This is a genomic window from Pseudogemmobacter hezensis (assembly GCF_013155295.1).
In the GTDB taxonomy this organism is placed as follows: Bacteria; Pseudomonadota; Alphaproteobacteria; order Rhodobacterales; family Rhodobacteraceae; genus Pseudogemmobacter; species Pseudogemmobacter hezensis.
This window is the reverse complement of record NZ_JABJXT010000037.1, coordinates 1-15,871: the sequence shown is the minus strand read 5'-3', so window position 1 is coordinate 15,871 and position 15,871 is coordinate 1. Positions and strand designations below refer to the sequence as shown.

Below are 15,871 nucleotides of genomic sequence, written 5' to 3'. Positions count from 1 at the left end.
CGATCCGTCATCGTGATCAGCATATCCGTCAGCAAACGGCCCAAATCGGCCTCCAGCGAACGGTCCTTCAAAAACAAGCCGACAATGCCGCACATGGCCCCGTCTCCCTAAAATTAGCTCTGGCGCAGACAAAGCCTAACAAACCAAAGAAACAAACAGCAAGAAAGAAAGTTGAATGATGGGAATAATTTCATAATTTCAGGCGATCTTGCTGAAAATGCGATCAGCCACCGATTATTTTTCATAAATATCAGCGCATTAACCTGACACCTGCCGCGGAAAAGCAGCTTTCCGGGCTGACCTCGCAACCGCAGCACAGGGGCTGGGCTTGCGAAAATTATCCCATCTGCCGCCATGGGTCTCTGCTGGGTAAGTCTTTTCGCTCAACATCTTGCCCTGTGTCAGCGCGGCGATTCATTTGCCTGACAGGAAAAGTTTTTTCCATTTCTATTGATTTTCAACTGGCGCCCTTACAGACTGCGCCCATCCCGCAGGCATGCGACTCTATGCCGCACACCCCACCTGCGACGGGAGCATTTTGCCCGCGCTGTTGCAGGCCGGGCTGCCAAAACCGGCAATTCCCGCGCCATGTCTCTGCCCATCCGGGTACAGGCTGGCCGCGGGAAGCAAAAGACCGGAACCGCCGGCCAGAGGCCGGAAAGACCAGGGAAACCGGCCCCATGGAGGAGGCCGGAACCACCAATAGGGAGTGCATGGATGGAAGGAACTGCCACGTTCTTCGCGGAACAGGTGACTCTGAACCAGCTGGTCCAGAACCTGATTTATGGGTCTGGCACAGTCGGGGCGCTGATGGTTGTCGCGGGCCTTTTGATGATAGATGCGGGCACCACCCGCAGTGCCAATCTCTACAACTCCACCATTGAGAAAATGGTGGGGTTTTTTATTGGTTTTGCCACCTATTTCGCAGTCGGTTTCGGGTTCTGGGCGGGCCAGTATTACATCATGGGCGGCGCCACGATGATGGATTCGCTGAAGGACTGGTGGTTCTTTGGCGCGCTGTCGAACGCCCATGCGCAAAGCGTTGACCCGGCCATCTGGCCCGGGCTGAACACTTTCCAGATCTTCATTTTCTTCCTCGCCTGCTTTGCCGGGATCATCAATGTCCTGCTGCATTTCGCGGTGTCAGAGCGGATGAAAGCCTCGGCCTTCTACATCACCTGCGTGGTGGCGACGGTGGTTTCCTCGGTGCTTAGCTGGGCGGTCTGGGGCTCGGTCGGGCCACTGACCAATGCCGGTTTCCATGACTTCTTCGGCATCGGTTTCGTCTATGTTTTCCCGACCGGGATTGCGATGGTGCTGGTGCCGCAGCTGGGCAAGCGCCCCGGCATGTTCTCGCCCCATCCAAAGGTGCCCAGCTATCAGGCCCCCTCGATCGGGCTGGCGGCAACGGGGGTAATTACCATCTTCTCGGGCCTGCCCATGGTGATTCTGTCCTGCCTTTTCTTTGTCGATCCAGAGGCTTATGCGATTTCCGTCACCATGGCGGATACTTCGCTGGGGATCGCCTTCAACAATTACGCGCTGGCCTGGGCCGGGGGCGCGATTGCGGGCGCGGCGATCTCATATAAGACGAAGCACTATATTTACCTGCTTTTCGGCCCGCTGGGTGGCTATGTCGCGGGTGCACCGGGCTTTGATGTCTGGCTGCCCTGGCAGATGTTCCTCGTTGCTCTGGGCGCGCCCTTCATGTGCTGGCTGGTCTATGACTTCACCTCGAAACGCGAGATCGACGAGCATAAGCTGTTCCCGCTGTTCCTGGGGGCGGGCTTTTACGGCCTGGTGATGATCGGCCTCTTCAAGGCGGGCACGCCGCGCGGCGGTTATTGGGGCATCACCGAGGGGCCCTATGCCTATCAGCACGGCCAGATCAGCCTTTTGATGCAGTTGGCGGGCTTTGTGGTCTGTCTGGGTGCGGGGGTGGTGACCGGGCTGGTCATGTCGGTGCTGCTGAAGGCGACGACAGGGCTGCGCATCCCCGAGGAGGAACAGGCCGAGGGCCTCGACAGGCTGCGTTGGGGCCTCGACAACGGGAAATAGGTGCATCCGCACCAGCGTTTGCGGCGAACCGGCGGGCCCTGCCTGCCGGTTTTTCACGTTCTGACGCAGGCCAGAGCCAAACCAGAACCGCACAATCAGAAGGCACAATCACGCCACCTGCCCCGCTAAGGGCAGCCGAAAGGCACCTACTTCCCTGACAGGAAACCTTTTTTAACATGAATGTTGATTTTCTGAATTTCCCCACCCAGACTGAGTCGCAACATCCACAAAAATACGACGGGAGGAATCATGACCAATTCCTGGAGGTTCTCTGCACTTGGTGACCGGCATCGGGCCCTCGGCTCTGATCTGGAAGACTGGAGCGGCATGGGCACGGCATGGTCTTACACCTCGGGCGATCCGACCGAAGAATATATGGCGATCCGCACCAAAGCCGGGCTGATGGACGTCTCGGGGCTGAAAAAGGTGCATCTGGTCGGCCCCGCCGCCAGCCATGTGATCGAACGTGCGACGACGCGGAACATGGAAAAGCTGATGCCGGGCCGCTCGGTCTATGCCTGCATGCTGAATGACGGCGGCAAATTCGTCGACGACTGCGTGATCTACCGCACCGGGCCGAATGCCTTCATGGTGGTCCATGGCGCGGGCGCGGGGCATGAGCAGCTCAGCATGTATGCCCAGGGCCGCGATGTGCATATGCGCTTTGACGACAATCTGCATGATCTGTCGCTGCAGGGCCCGCTGGCGGTGGACTTCCTGGCCAAGCACGTGCCGGGCATCCGCGATCTGGCCTATTTCAGCCATATGCAGACCTCGCTTTTCGGCAAGCCTGCGATGATCTCGCGCACCGGCTACACGGGCGAGCGCGGCTATGAGCTGTTCGTGCGTGGCCAGGATGCACCGCTGATCTGGGACCGGATCCTGTCCGAGGGCGGCGAGCAAGGGATCATCCCCTGCCGTTTCACCACGCTCGATCTTTTGCGGACCGAAAGCTATCTGCTGTTCTTCCCCTATGACAACAGCGAGATGTATCCTTTCGACGATCAGCCCGGCGGCGATACGCTGTGGGAGCTGGGGCTTGATTTCACCGTCTCGCCCGGCAAACAGGGCTTCCGCGGCGCCGATGAACATTACCGTCTGAAGGGCAAAGAGCGCTTTAAGATCTGGGGCCTGAAGCTGGAAGGCACCAATGTGCCCGGCAATGGCGCGCCGGTCTTCAAAGGCGGCAAGCAGGTCGGCGTGGTGACGCAGGCCATGCATTCGCCCCTGAACAACCACACCGTCGCCATCGCCCGCCTGCCGGTGGATTGCGCCAACAATGACACCAAACTGGTGGTGAACTGCGCCACCCATGGTGAAATCGCGGCCGTCAGCCATTCGATGCCCTTCTACGACATCGAGAAAAAGCGCCGCACCGCAAAGGGCTGACCCGCAAGGGTTACCCTTCAGGGGCTGACCGCAGCGTCAGCCCTGTCGATCCCGCCCTCTGCCGCCATCTGGCAGCGGGCACCCCCTCCAGGGAGGAAGGCCCGTCAGAGGCTTTGGGGGAGAAGGGAGGCCGACGAAGCCGACAGCCCGTTTCGCGGGCCTGTCACGCCAGAGCGAAAGAAAAAGAATGTCGCAAACGCAAGCCGATGATGTCATGAAATCACGCCCGCTTTATGGGCGGCTGGTGCCGAAACAGGGGTCTTACCATTTCATTGTCGCCGATGGCGAAGGCGGCGAGGCGGTGGCCAGCCTGCTGAATGCCGCGCCCGATATGAAGCCCCGGGCCCATATCATCTATATTCCAGGGGCGAATGGCACCGATCTGACCGGGATGGTCTCGGGCCTTGGGGCGCGGGTGTTTCACCCCGCACCCAGCTATGCCAGCGCCTCGCAGCGCATCAACAAGGTGCTGGGCGACGCCCATATGGGGCTGCAGCTTTACGCCGCCGGGACCGAGGGGCTGATCGGCCAGGTGCAGCGCGACGCGATGGCCGCCGGCCTGCCCCATGATGCGCTGACGACCGAGCAGCGCGGATCACTGGCCCGGCGCGTGCAATGCGTCCATTGCAAGGGGATCACTGAGAACGTCACGCTTGACCCCTTTGTCTGCGCGCATTGCGGGCTGAACCTCTTCGTGCGCGACCATTACTCGCGCCGCCTCGCCGCCTTTCAGGGCGTCTGCATCGACGCCGAAGACCCCGGCGAAGTGCCCCCGTCTGAGGAGCGTTTCAAATGAGCAATCAGACACGTATGAATGTGACCGTGACCGAGGTGGTCGAGGTCAACAGCCTGATCAAACGCTTTCGCTTTGTGCGCGAGGATGGCGGGGCGATGCCCGGCTTTTCCGGTGGCGCCCATACCGTCGTCGAGATGGACGACAATGGCACCCGCCGTCTGAACGCCTATTCGCTGATGTCGGACCCTGCTGACAGCTCGGGCTATGAGATTTCGGTGCGCCGCGATGATAGCGGGCGCGGTGGGTCTTTGTTCATGCATAAGGGCGTGAAGCCCGGCATGAAGATGGTGATCTCACAGCCGGTGAACCTCTTTGGCCTTGATCTGCGGGCGCGAAAACACCTGATGATCGCAGGCGGTATCGGCATCACACCTTTCATCGCGCAGATGGCGCAGCTCGACAGCCTCGGCCATCGGTTCGAGCTGCATTACGCCGCCCGCGACGCCGATCTTTGCGCCTATGGGGCAGAGCTTTCGGCCCGCTATGGCGAGCGCCTGCACCGCTATTACGATGTCGAGAAACAGGCGATCGACCTCGCCAACCTTTTGAAAACGCAGCCTATCGGCACGCATCTTTATGTCTGCGGGCCAAAAGGAATGATCGGCTGGGTGCTGTCAACCGCGCAGAAAATGGGCTGGCCAAAGGGGGCGCTGCATTCCGAGGAATTCCTCGCCCCGCCGGTGGGCGAAGCCTTCACGGTTCAGCTGTCACGTTCAGGCGTCAGCATCGATGTCGGCCCGACCCAGTCGATGCTTGAGGCGCTGGAGGCCGCAGGCATCGACGCGCCATACCTTTGCCGGGGCGGCGCCTGCGGCCAATGCGAATGCAAAGTGGACGCCGCCGAGGGCGAGATCCTGCATTACGATCACTGGCTGTCTGACGATCAGAAAGCCGCGAAAACCCATATCATGCCCTGCGTCTCGCGTTTCAAAGGCGAGCGCCTGGTCATTGACCTCTGAAGGAGAACGCGATGAGCCTTGATGCCCCGTTCAAAGACCCGTTCTTCCGCGACGAAAGCTTTTTCGGCGATTACAGCTACCGCAATTCCCCCCATGCGGTGAAACGCTTCCCCTTCCCCTTCCCCGAAGACGATTACATGTATTCGGTGAATATGGAGCCGCATGTAAAGGGCCGCCCCGGCTCGGTGTTCGAGCATTACTTCGACGTCGATGAACATTACGTCTCGGAAATGCGCGACCGCGCCCGGGTGCTGGAGCAAGACCCGCTGCGCTGCCAGTCGCTGCCGCATATGACGCTGGCGGGCTGGGATCTGCTGGAACTGATCATGGAGAAATTTGCGGAAGATTACCCGCATTGGTTCTCGCTGACCAAAGACGGCAATCGCTGGCACTGGATCAACCGCCCCCTGGGGATCGACCAGAAGTTCACCTTCCTCGATGAGTCTACCCTGCCCTATGGCCCGTTCGAATATATCACCCGCCAGGCCCAGGGCGATTTCACCCTGCAGGACCAGCGCGAGGACAATCTCTGGATCGAGGCGGGGATGGTCACCTCCCAGGCCGACTGGAGCCTTGATTTCGACATCGGGATGAATTTCCACGAATGGCATGCCCCGGTGCCGCTGGCGCATCAGATGGGGATCTTTGACCGGGCGCTGAAATTCCTGCTTGCCTTGCAATATGGCGCGCCGGTGCGGCGCTTCAACTGGACGATGACAGTCGACCCGCTGCTCGATACCAGCCCCGAGAATTACCCGAAATGGGGGCCATCCAAGACCACGATGACGCCGGAAACCATCGGCCAGCGCCAGCATCTGCGGGTCGAGCTGCAGACGCTGATCCGCCTGCCGCGCTCGAACGCGATCTGCTTCCCGATCCGCTGCTATCTGATCAGCCTTGATGATCTGGTCACCCAGCCGAAATGGGCCCGGCGCTTCCACCGGGTGATCCGGGGCCTGCCCGATGAGCTGGCGACCTATAAGGGCTTTATCCGCAACAAGCCGATGATCCTTGAGTATCTGGCGCGGTTTGATGACGGTGCGCCCACATCGCCCGGCTGGTGGCCCGAGGATTGAGATCAGCGGGTCAGGCCCGCGCAGATGCTGGCCTAAACGCACAGCACTTGCCATATAGCGGGCATGGAACAACTGCCCGTCACCGCGATTCTGCCAGACCTGCGCGACGCGCTCGCCCGTGAGGGGCGTGCCGTTTTGCAGGCCCCACCCGGGGCGGGCAAGACGACGCTGGTGCCGCTGGATCTGCTGGCCTCGGGCCTCTTCCGGGGCCGCATCCTGATGCTGGAGCCGCGCCGCCTTGCCGCCCGCGCCAGCGCCGAGCGCATGGCCGAAACGCTGGGCGAACAGGTCGGCGAAACCGTCGGCTACCGCATCCGGGGTGAGGCGAAGGTCTCTGCGAAAACCCGCATCGAGGTGGTGACCGAGGGCATCCTGACCCGCATGATCCAGGCCGATCCGGAACTGCCCGGCATCGCCTGCGTGATCTTTGATGAATTTCACGAACGCTCGCTCCAGGCCGATCTGGGGCTTGCGCTGGTGCTGGAAATCCGCGCCGCCCTGCGCCCCGATCTGGCGCTGCTGGTGATGTCGGCGACGCTGGATGCAGCCCCCGTCGCCGCGCTTTTGGACAATGCGCCGATGATCACCGCCGAGGGCCGCGCCTACCCGGTGGAAACCCGCTGGCTGCCGCGCCCGCTGGACACCAGCCTGCGCTTTGACGCCGCAATAGCCGGGCTGATCACCCAGGCGCTGGACGAGACATCTGAGGGCGGGCTTCTGGCCTTCCTGCCCGGCGAGGGTGAGATCCGCCGCGTCGAGGCCCGGCTGCAGGGCATCCCCGGCATCGCCCTGCGCCCGCTTTACGGCGCGATGGATTTCCAGGCGCAGCGCGCCGCGCTGGCCCCGGTTCCCGGCCAAAGGCGCGTCGTGCTGGCGACCTCTATCGCCGAAACCTCGCTGACGCTGCCCGATATCCGCGTGGTCGTCGATGGCGGCCGGGCGCGGCGGGCGCGGTTCGACCCCGCCTCTGGCATGTCGCGGCTGGTAACCGAACGCGTCACCCGCGCCGAGGCCGAACAGCGCCGCGGCCGTGCGGGCCGGGTGGCGGCGGGCATCTGCTACCGCATGTGGAGCAAGGGCGAAGAGGGTGGCCTTGCCGCCTTCCCGCCGCCCGAAATCGCCTCGGCCGATCTGACGCCGCTGGCGCTGGAGCTGGCGGAATGGGGCTCGGACGATCTGCCCTTCCTGACCCCGCCCCACCCCGGCACGCTGAAAGAGGCGCGTGATCTGCTGACAGCGCTTGGCGCGCTGGACCGGGGCGGCTCGATCACCGATCACGGGCGTCAGCTGTCGCGCCTGCCCGTCCATCCGCGCCTTGGCCATATGCTGGTGATCGCCGGGCCCGATGCCGCGCCCCTGGCTGCACTTGCCGTGGAACGCGACCCGATGCGCGGCGCGGGGCCGGACCTGCTCTTGCGCCTGAAAGCCATCGAACGCCCGCCAGAGACCGCCAATCGCGCCGTGATCGAGCGCATCCGCCAGGAAGCCAAACGCCTGGCCCGCGCGGTGCCAAAGGGCCGCATCCCTGGCCTTTCCCTGGCGCAATGGGCGGCGCTTGCCTGGCCCGACCGCATCGGCCTGCGGCGCAGGGGCGAGGCACCCCGCTATCTGTTGTCAGGCGGCAAAGGCGCGGTGATCGAGCCGGGCACCGCGCTGGCCAAAGAGCGCCTGATCGTCGCCTGCGACCTGGACGGCGATCTGCGCGAGGCGGGTCTGCGCCTTGGCCTTGCCATCACCGAGGATGAGCTGCGCGAGGTCCATGGCGCAAAGATCGCCTGGTCGGACGAGGTGATCTGGAACAGCCGCGAGGCCCGCGTCCAGGCCCTGCGCCGCGAGCGCTTTGGGGCGCTGATCCTGACCGAACGCCCCTGGACCGATGCCCCCCCCGAGGCCCTGGCCCGGGCCGCACTGGCGGGCTTGCGCGAAAATGGCCTGACCTGGTCGCCGGGGGCGGCGCGTCTGCGGGCGCGGATCGCGCTTACCCGCGCCGATGACTGGCCCGAGGTCAGCGATGAGGCACTGCTGATCTCTGCCGAAGACTGGCTTTTGCCGCATCTGGGCCGCGCCCGCACCCTTGCCGATCTGCGCAACCTCGACCTGACCGAGGCGCTGAAGGCCCATATCGGCTGGGACCGCATGGCCCAGACCGACCGCCTGGCGCCCGCGCATTTCACCACGCCGCTGGGCCGCCAGGTGCCGATCGATTACGATGGCGAGCACCCCGCGATTGAGGTGCGCCTGCAAGAGATGTTCGGCGTCACCGCCCATCCGGTGGTCGGGCAAAACCGCCAGCCGCTGCGCATCACGCTTTTGTCTCCGGCCCGCCGCCCGGTGCAGGTGACGCTGGATCTGCCGGGTTTCTGGGCCAATAGCTATGCCGATGTGCGCAAGGATATGCGCGGCGAATATCCCCGCCACCCCTGGCCCGAGGACCCGCGCGAGGCCGAACCGACACTCAGGGCCAAACCCCGCAGCTGATCCCCCTTCCCGGCCAGAGATGCAGCGGCTAGAGATGATGGCGCTATCAGAGGGGGCCGCGTCATGACCGCAACAGAAACCAGACGCGCCCGCTGGGCGCTGGCCGCGATGTTTGGGGCCGGCGGCATGCTGGTCGGCGCATGGGCACCGCAAATCCCGCTTTTGCTGCCCAAACACGGTATCGACAAAACGGTGCTGGGGCTTTTGATCCTGGGACTGGGGATCGGCGCGATGCTGGCCATGCTGGTGGCGGGCAAACTGATTGCGAAATACGGCACAAAGCCCCTGTTGCAGCTGGCGGCGCTGGCGCAGATCCCGGTGCTGCCGCTGGTGGTCTATGCGCCCAGCCTGCCTTTGCTGGCCTTAGCGATGATGGTTTTCGGCCTGATGATGGGCTTTCTTGACGTGCTGGCCAATTCCAACGCCGTCGAGGTCGAGCGCCGCATGGGCCGTGCCATCATGTCCTCGCTGCATGGGTTCTGGAGCCTTGGCGGCTTTGTCGCAGGCACGGGCGGGGCCTGGATCATCGCCAGAACCTCAGCCGGAACCCAGTCGCTGATCGCCGCCGGGGTGATTGCAACCATCGTGCTGATCGCGCTGCCGTTTTTGCGCGGCGAGGCACCGCTGCCCCCCGAAACCATTGCTGGCGAGGCTGCCCCCAAAGACAGCTTCCTGCCCAAAGATCCCGGCATCTGGATCCTTGGCCTGATGGCGCTGATGGCTTTCGTGCCCGAGGGCTCGGTGCTGGACTGGGCCGCGCTTTACCTCAGCGAGGCCTTTGGCGCCGATGAATTCACCGCGGGCCTGGGCTTTGCGCTTTTCGCCGCGACCATGGCGATCACCCGTTTTCTGGGCGACCGGCTGCGCAATATCTTTGGCGGCGTGCGGACCTTCTTCGTCTCGGCGCTGGTGGCCGAAACCGGGATGATGATCGCCGCGATTGCACCGCACAGCTGGCTGGCGATTGCGGGCTTTGCCCTGGCGGGGTTTGGCTGCGCCAATCTGGTGCCGGTGATCTTTTCGGCTGCCGGAAATTACCCGGGCCAGCGCCCCGGGGCCGCCCTGTCGGTGGTGACGATGGTTGGCTATGCCGGGATCCTGATGGCGCCCGCCTCAATCGGCTTCATCGCCGAGCATCTGGGCCACCAGGTCACCTTTGGCGGCCTTGCGCTGATCATCCTGGGGCTTGCGGCACTGGCAGGTCGCACCGCCAGCGCCGATCATCGTCAGACCGTGTAATCCTGTCAGGGCTGCCCGCAACAGGACGGGAGCTTACACCCCGAGGCACCAGCGCATCACCGCCTTTTGCGCGTGAAGGCGGTTTTCGGCCTCATCGAAGATCACCGAATGCGGGCCGTCCATCACGGCGCTGGTCGCCTCGTCATTGCGGTGCGCGGGCAGGCAATGCATGAAAAGCGCGTCGGGCTTCGCGCGGCTCATCAGCTGCTCGTTCACCTGATAGGGGCGCAGCTGGTTGTGCCGCCGCTCACGGGCGGATTCCGGGTCATGCATCGAAACCCAGGTATCGGTTACCACCAGATCCGCACCTTCGACGGCGGTGAAAGGATCGCGCTGGATGGTGACCTTAGAGCCTTTCGAGCGGGCGAAATCGACCCATTTCCCCTCTGGGTCCAGGGTTTCCGGGCCGGTAAAGGTCATATCGAAGCCGAACTGCCCCGCCGCATGCAGGAAGCTGGCGCAGACATTGTTGCCGTCACCCGCCCAGACCACCTTGCGGCCGCGGATCGGCCCGCGATGTTCCTCATAGGTCTGGATATCGGCCATGATCTGGCAGGGATGGGTGCGATTGGTCAGGCCGTTGATCACCGGAACGCTGGCGTGTTCGGCCATCTCAAGCAGCGTGTCCTCTTCAAAGGTGCGGATCATGATCAGATCGACATAGCGCGACAGCACTTTGGCGGTATCGGCAATGGTCTCGCCATGGCCCAGCTGCATTTCCTTGCCCGAAAGCACCATCGTCTCGGCACCAAGCTGGCGCGCACCGACATCGAAGGAGACGCGGGTACGGGTCGAGGGTTTTTCAAAGATCAGCGCGACCATGCGGCCTTTCAGCGGCTGATCGGGGTCCGGGGTGCCTTTGGGCAGATCCTTGCGCGCGGATTTCATCGCATGCGCCCGGTCGATCATCGAGCGAAGATCTTCGGGGCTGGTGGTGTGGATGTCGAGGAAATGCTTCATGTCAGACGGCTCGCTTGTGGTGGCCGGGTTCAGGGGCGCTGCCCCCACGGGCTGACGCCCTCCCCCGGGATATTTATGGACGGATGAAATCAGGCAGCGGCCAGGTCTGTTGCCACCTGGTCGAGGCGGCTGAGCGCCTCGGCGATGTCCTGGTCGGGGATGTTCAGCGCGGGCAGAATGCGCAGCACATTGTCGGCTGCAGCGACTGTCAGAAGGCCGGCCCTGTAGCCTGCGTTCACCACATCACCAGGGGCGGGGATGCATTTCAGCCCAAGCATCAGGCCTTCGCCCCGCACCTCGGTAAAGATCGCAGGGTGGCGCGCGATCAGCGATTCAAGCCCCTGCCGCAGCAGCGCCCCTTTGCGGGAAACCTCGGCCAGGAAGGCCGGATCCGCGATGATTTCCGTCACCCGTGCCCCAACCGCGCAGGCCAGCGGGTTGCCGCCATAGGTAGAGCCGTGGCTGCCAGCCGTCATGCCTTTGGCAGCGGCTTCGGTGGCGAGCACCGCGCCCAGCGGGAAGCCGCCACCGATGCCTTTGGCCACCATCATGATGTCAGGCGTGATGCCGCTGAGCTCATGGGCGAAAAACCGACCGGTGCGACCCATGCCCGATTGCACCTCATCAAGGATCAGAAGGGTGCCGGTCTGATCGCAAAGCGCCCGGATTTCTTTCAGAACCGCGTCCGGGAAGGGGCGGATGCCGCCCTCGCCCTGAATCGGCTCAAGGATGACGGCGCAGGTTTCTGGCGTGATGGCCGCGCGGATCGCGTCCAGGTCATTCCAGGGCAGCTGCTGAAAGCCCTCCATCAGCGGGCCATAGCCCTTGACCATCTTTTCCGACCCCGCCAGCGCAATCGCCCCGGTCGAGCGGCCATGGAAGGCGCCTTCAAAGGCGATGAAAGCGGTGCGCTCGGGCTGGCCGTTTTCATAATGGAATTTCCGCGCCATCTTGATCGCCAGTTCGGCGGTCTCGGTGCCGGAATTGGTGAAAAACACCGTATCGGCGAAGGTCTGCTCGACCAGCAGCGCGGCCAGCCGCTCTTGCTCGGGGATCGTGTAGACATTCGAGACATGCCAGAGCTTTGCGGCCTGCTCGGTCAGCGTGGCGACCAGTTCCGGCGCGGCATGGCCAAGCGCATTGACCGCGATCCCTGCCCCGAGATCCAGGAAACGACGACCATCGGTCGCCTCAAGCCAGCTGCCCTGGCCGCGGGCAAAGGCGATGGGGGCGCGATTATAGGTCGGAAGCACGGGCGGTATCATGGAGTTTCCCTCAGGAATGGAAGCCAAAGGCGTAAAGCCGGGGCATCACGGGTGTCAACAGCAAGGATTGGAATCCCGAAGATGACACGCCGCCTGTCGCGGCCGGATCGAAACTTTAAGGAAATGCCCATGGGGACCGGAGGGCGTGCCGGGACCGTCGCCTCAGCGGCGTCGCAAATGGACAGGAGTGGTCACATTCTTGGTCATGCCGGATTTGTTAGCGACCCCTGCCGCAGTTGTAAATGGTTTTATCATCCCTGAAAGCGGGGGCTGGTCTGGCCGCCCGCTGCAACCCTCAGGCATTGCGCTGCGGATTTGATTCGCTATCCCCTTGCGGCCCCCCTTGCCTGACAGCTATTATGCAGGGGATTTCAGACAGGCGGAGAGGCATATGTCCTGGACGGACGAGCGGGTTGAAACCCTCAAACGCATGTGGGGCGAGGGTCAGTCGGCCAGCCAGATCGCCAAAGAGCTTGGCGGTGTGACCCGCAATGCGGTGATCGGCAAAGTGCACCGACTGGGCCTGTCAAACCGCGTGGGCGGCAAGGAAGAGGAAGAGGCAGCAGCGGCCCCGGCAGCTGCGGCGCCTGTGCGTCCTGATCCTGCGCCCGCAGCGGCCGCGCCCCCACCGCCGCGCGAAGAGCCGGCGGCACCTGCCGCACGCCCGGCCGCCGCGCAGCCCGCGCCGGCGCCTGTCTCCAATGTGACGCCGCTGCCGATCCGCAAGGCCATCGTGCCCGCCGGTCAGCCGCTGCCGCCGCAGCCCTCGCTGAATGAGATCAGCCCCGAGGCGCTGGCCTCGGTGCGTGAGGTCGAAAAGCGGGCCCGCAAGCTGAGCCTGATGGATCTGACCGAGCGCACCTGCAAATGGCCGATCGGCGATCCCGCAACCGAGGAATTCTGGTTCTGCGGCCTGCCCTCAGTCGCCGGGAAACCCTATTGCGAGGCCCATGTCGGCGTCGCCTTCCAACCGATGAGCGCAAGGCGCGACCGCCGCCGTTAAGGCCGCCCGCGCCCGGGGGCTGCAGGCTGGCCCCAGGATCCGCCGAAAACAAAGAACCCGCAGGAGATCGCCTGCGGGTTTTTCTGTTTTCACGGGGCTTTTCCGGGCGGCTTTTCCGGCGAGCTTTTCCGGGGGACTTCAGAAGGCCGGATGAAGCTTTGTTTCGAACTCCCCCGAGACATCGCGGCAATCGGCAGCGTCGGGCTCTTCGGTTTCCCAGGAGATGACCCGGCAGACAGCGCCCGAAAAGCTGCCGCTGACCGAGCCGCTTTTGCCGTCAAAGCTGTAGCTGGTGATCCTGACCTCTGGCGGGCGCGCCAGCAGGCTTGCGTAGAAGGGCGGCTCCTGGCCTTCGGGATACCAGGTGATTTCAGGCTTCAGCCGGGGCTCCGCCCCCTCACCCGGCCAGCCAAAGGCCAGGTGGAAGAACGGCCCGCTTCCGTCGGGTTCCGTGCCGCCCGAGATCGCAAGAATATCCTCATTGCCCGTCTCGGACCCATCGGTGACCGAAGCGGTGCCGACCCGCATCGTGTCGTAAAGAAAGCTAACGGTGATGAAGTCGTGGCGTGCGCCCTCGGCTTCAAGCGAGATCCAGCCGTCGGTCTGCTGGCCAGGCATCACTTCCATATCTTCGGCGTCGAGGCTCTCGGCCTCGATCTGCGAAAAATCGGGTTCGGCCGTCTGGGCCTGCGCCATAGCAGCACAGGCGGCTGCAGAAATGGCAAACAAAACGGCGAATGGCTGGGCAATGCGCATATGCGGGTCGTCCTTAAGTCCGGGATGAAAGGATCAGCCGCGACGGATCGCGGCGCCAAGCCCATTCATCAGCCCCTCGAAAATCGGGAAAGAGGTCACGATGGGCGAGCCGTCATCAACGGTGATCTCACGTTTTGAGGCCATACCGGCCACGAGGAAGCTCATGGCGATGCGGTGGTCGAGATGGGTGGCGCAGGTCGCGCCGCCGGGCATGCCGCCCGCGCCCATGCCGTGGACGATCAGCGTGTCCTCATCTTCTTCAAGCGTGACGCCGCAGGCCTCAAGACCACGCGCCATAGCGTCAATACGGTCGGATTCCTTGACGCGCAGCTCTTTGACGCCGCGCATGGTGGTTACGCCTTCGGCGAAAGAGGCCACGACCGAAAGGATCGGGTATTCGTCGATCATCGAGGGGGCGCGTTCGGGCGGAACCTCGATGCCCTTCATATCGGGCGAGAAGCGCACGCGCAGATCGGCGACCGGCTCGCCGCCCTCTTCGCGCGGGTTCTCAAAGTCGATCAGCGCGCCCATTTCGACCAGCGTCAGGTAAAGCCCGTTGCGGGTCAGGTTCTGGCTGACACCAGGCACCCGGATATCCGAGCCCTCGGTGATCAGCGCCGCGCAGACCGGGAAGGCCGCCGAGCTGGGATCACGCGGCACGGCCACGGTTTGCGGGCGCAGCTCTGGCCGGCCTTTCAGGGTGATGACATGGCCCTCGGCGGTCTTTTCGACATGAAGATCAGCGCCGAAACCGATCAGCATCCGCTCGGAATGGTCGCGGGTCGGCTCACGCTCGATCACAACGGTTTCACCGGGCGCATTCAGCCCCGCCAGCAGCACCGCAGATTTCACCTGGGCCGAGGCAACCGGCAGCGCATAGCGCACCGGAACAGGGTCAGCCGCGCCAACCACCGTCATCGGCAGACGCCCGCCCTTGCGGCCATAAGCCTCGGTGCCGAACAGAGACAGCGGGTCGGTCACCCGGCCCATCGGGCGTTTGCGCAGGCTGGCATCGCCAGTGAAAGTGGCCGAGATCGGCGTCGTCGCCATGGTGCCCATGATCAGGCGCACGCCGGTGCCGGAATTGCCGCAATCGATCACATCGGCGGGCTCCTGAAAGCCGCCCACGCCGACGCCATTGACCGTCCAGTCGCCCTCGCCAAGGCGGGTGACCGTGGCGCCGAAAGCCCGCATCGCTTTGGCGGTATCGATGACGTCCTGGCCTTCCAGCAGGCCTGAGATCCGCGTCTCACCCACCGCCATCGCGCCGAAAATCAGCGAGCGGTGCGAGATCGACTTGTCCCCGGGGACCGAGGCCACGCCTTTCAGCGGCCCGCTTTTCGCCGAAATCATCACCTGTGCTTCACCATGGCCCGACATAGGTCTCTCCCGTCCCCGCAAATGCATACGCCTGATAGCGCAAGCAGTCAGGCGGGTCCAGCATCGCAAACCAGCTGGCGGTGATCCGCAAAGCCTGGCGGCGAAAGGGTCACGAAAAAGGCCGCCCGTTTCGGGGCGGCCTTTCGTAATCAGGTCGTCATCTGCGGGCTTGTGGCCCCCAGATCACTTGCGGATCACTTGATGATTTTCGCAACAACGCCTGCACCAACGGTGCGGCCGCCTTCACGGATAGCGAAGCGCAGCTTCTCTTCCATGGCGATCGGAGCGATCAGTTCGACTTCGAACTTCAGGTTGTCGCCCGGCATAACCATTTCCGTGCCTTCCGGCAGTTTCACCATGCCGGTGACGTCGGTGGTGCGGAAGTAGAATTGCGGACGGTAGTTTGCGAAGAACGGGGTGTGGCGGCCGCCCTCTTCTTTGGTGAGGATATAGGCCTCAGCCTCGAATTGGGTGTGCGGGTTAACCGATTTCGGCTTCGCCAGAACCTGACC

General features: G+C 63.6%; 13 protein-coding genes and 1 pseudogene. 8 read left to right on the top strand and 6 right to left on the bottom strand.

The features are described 5' to 3' along the window. Positions 1 to 95, bottom strand: a pseudogene (locus HOY34_RS22240) (glutamine amidotransferase); the annotation flags it as partial. 622 nt (positions 96 to 717) lie between these two features. On the opposite strand from HOY34_RS22240, the gene HOY34_RS21175 reads away from it, so the two are divergent. The 7 genes from HOY34_RS21175 (at position 718) to HOY34_RS21145 (ending at position 9,995) form a co-directional block, all read left to right on the top strand. After that, positions 718 to 2,058 carry an ammonium transporter family protein gene (locus tag HOY34_RS21175; protein WP_172366577.1) on the top strand — a complete coding sequence of 447 codons (1,341 nt, stop codon included), beginning with the start codon at positions 718 to 720 and terminating at the stop codon, positions 2,056 to 2,058. 249 nt (positions 2,059 to 2,307) lie between these two features. Beyond that, entirely contained in the window at positions 2,308 to 3,447 is a 1,140-nt protein-coding gene (locus HOY34_RS21170) for an aminomethyl transferase family protein (RefSeq protein ID WP_172366575.1), read from the top strand. Between the two features lie 187 nt (positions 3,448 to 3,634). Further along, positions 3,635 to 4,243, top strand: coding sequence for a dimethylamine monooxygenase subunit DmmA family protein (locus HOY34_RS21165; RefSeq protein WP_172366573.1), 609 nt, complete (start codon positions 3,635 to 3,637; stop codon positions 4,241 to 4,243). After that, positions 4,240 to 5,202: a PDR/VanB family oxidoreductase gene (locus HOY34_RS21160; RefSeq protein WP_172366572.1), complete on the top strand. Its 963-nt coding sequence runs from the start codon at positions 4,240 to 4,242 to the stop codon at positions 5,200 to 5,202. The genes HOY34_RS21165 and HOY34_RS21160 overlap by 4 nt, the downstream gene beginning before the upstream one ends. Positions 5,203 to 5,213: 11 nt before the next feature. Next, the gene (locus HOY34_RS21155) at positions 5,214 to 6,278 is read left to right on the top strand and encodes a heme-dependent oxidative N-demethylase family protein (RefSeq protein ID WP_172366570.1); all 1,065 of its coding nucleotides are present in this window, start codon (positions 5,214 to 5,216) and stop codon (positions 6,276 to 6,278) included. Positions 6,279 to 6,341: 63 nt separating this feature from the next. Next, entirely contained in the window at positions 6,342 to 8,756 is a 2,415-nt protein-coding gene (gene hrpB / locus HOY34_RS21150) for an ATP-dependent helicase HrpB (RefSeq protein WP_172366568.1), read from the top strand. 63 nt (positions 8,757 to 8,819) lie between these two features. Beyond that, positions 8,820 to 9,995, top strand: coding sequence for an MFS transporter (locus HOY34_RS21145; protein WP_172366566.1), 1,176 nt, complete (start codon positions 8,820 to 8,822; stop codon positions 9,993 to 9,995). A gap of 33 nt (positions 9,996 to 10,028) precedes the next feature. Here the strand turns inward: HOY34_RS21145 and argF are convergent, their stop codons facing one another. Further along, positions 10,029 to 10,955 (bottom strand): ornithine carbamoyltransferase, encoded by a 927-nt coding sequence (gene argF, locus HOY34_RS21140; RefSeq protein ID WP_172366579.1) that lies wholly within the window; start codon positions 10,953 to 10,955, stop codon positions 10,029 to 10,031. A gap of 89 nt (positions 10,956 to 11,044) precedes the next feature. Further along, the gene (locus HOY34_RS21135) at positions 11,045 to 12,220 is read right to left on the bottom strand and encodes an aspartate aminotransferase family protein (protein WP_172366565.1); all 1,176 of its coding nucleotides are present in this window, start codon (positions 12,218 to 12,220) and stop codon (positions 11,045 to 11,047) included. 391 nt (positions 12,221 to 12,611) lie between these two features. Between HOY34_RS21135 and HOY34_RS21130 the strand changes: the two genes are divergently transcribed. Continuing rightward, entirely contained in the window at positions 12,612 to 13,223 is a 612-nt protein-coding gene (locus HOY34_RS21130) for a GcrA family cell cycle regulator (protein WP_172366563.1), read from the top strand. Positions 13,224 to 13,361: 138 nt separating this feature from the next. On the opposite strand, the gene HOY34_RS21125 is transcribed toward HOY34_RS21130, so the two are convergent. The 3 genes from HOY34_RS21125 to HOY34_RS21115 form a co-directional block, all read right to left on the bottom strand. Then, positions 13,362 to 13,979, bottom strand: coding sequence for a hypothetical protein (locus tag HOY34_RS21125; RefSeq protein ID WP_172366561.1), 618 nt, complete (start codon positions 13,977 to 13,979; stop codon positions 13,362 to 13,364). Between the two features lie 33 nt (positions 13,980 to 14,012). After that, positions 14,013 to 15,359: a 3-phosphoshikimate 1-carboxyvinyltransferase gene (aroA, locus tag HOY34_RS21120; RefSeq protein ID WP_172366560.1), complete on the bottom strand. Its 1,347-nt coding sequence runs from the start codon at positions 15,357 to 15,359 to the stop codon at positions 14,013 to 14,015. A gap of 194 nt (positions 15,360 to 15,553) precedes the next feature. Further along, on the bottom strand, positions 15,554 to 15,871 hold a 318-nt coding region (locus tag HOY34_RS21115), incomplete at its 5' end, for an EF-Tu C-terminal domain-related protein (protein ID WP_495553237.1).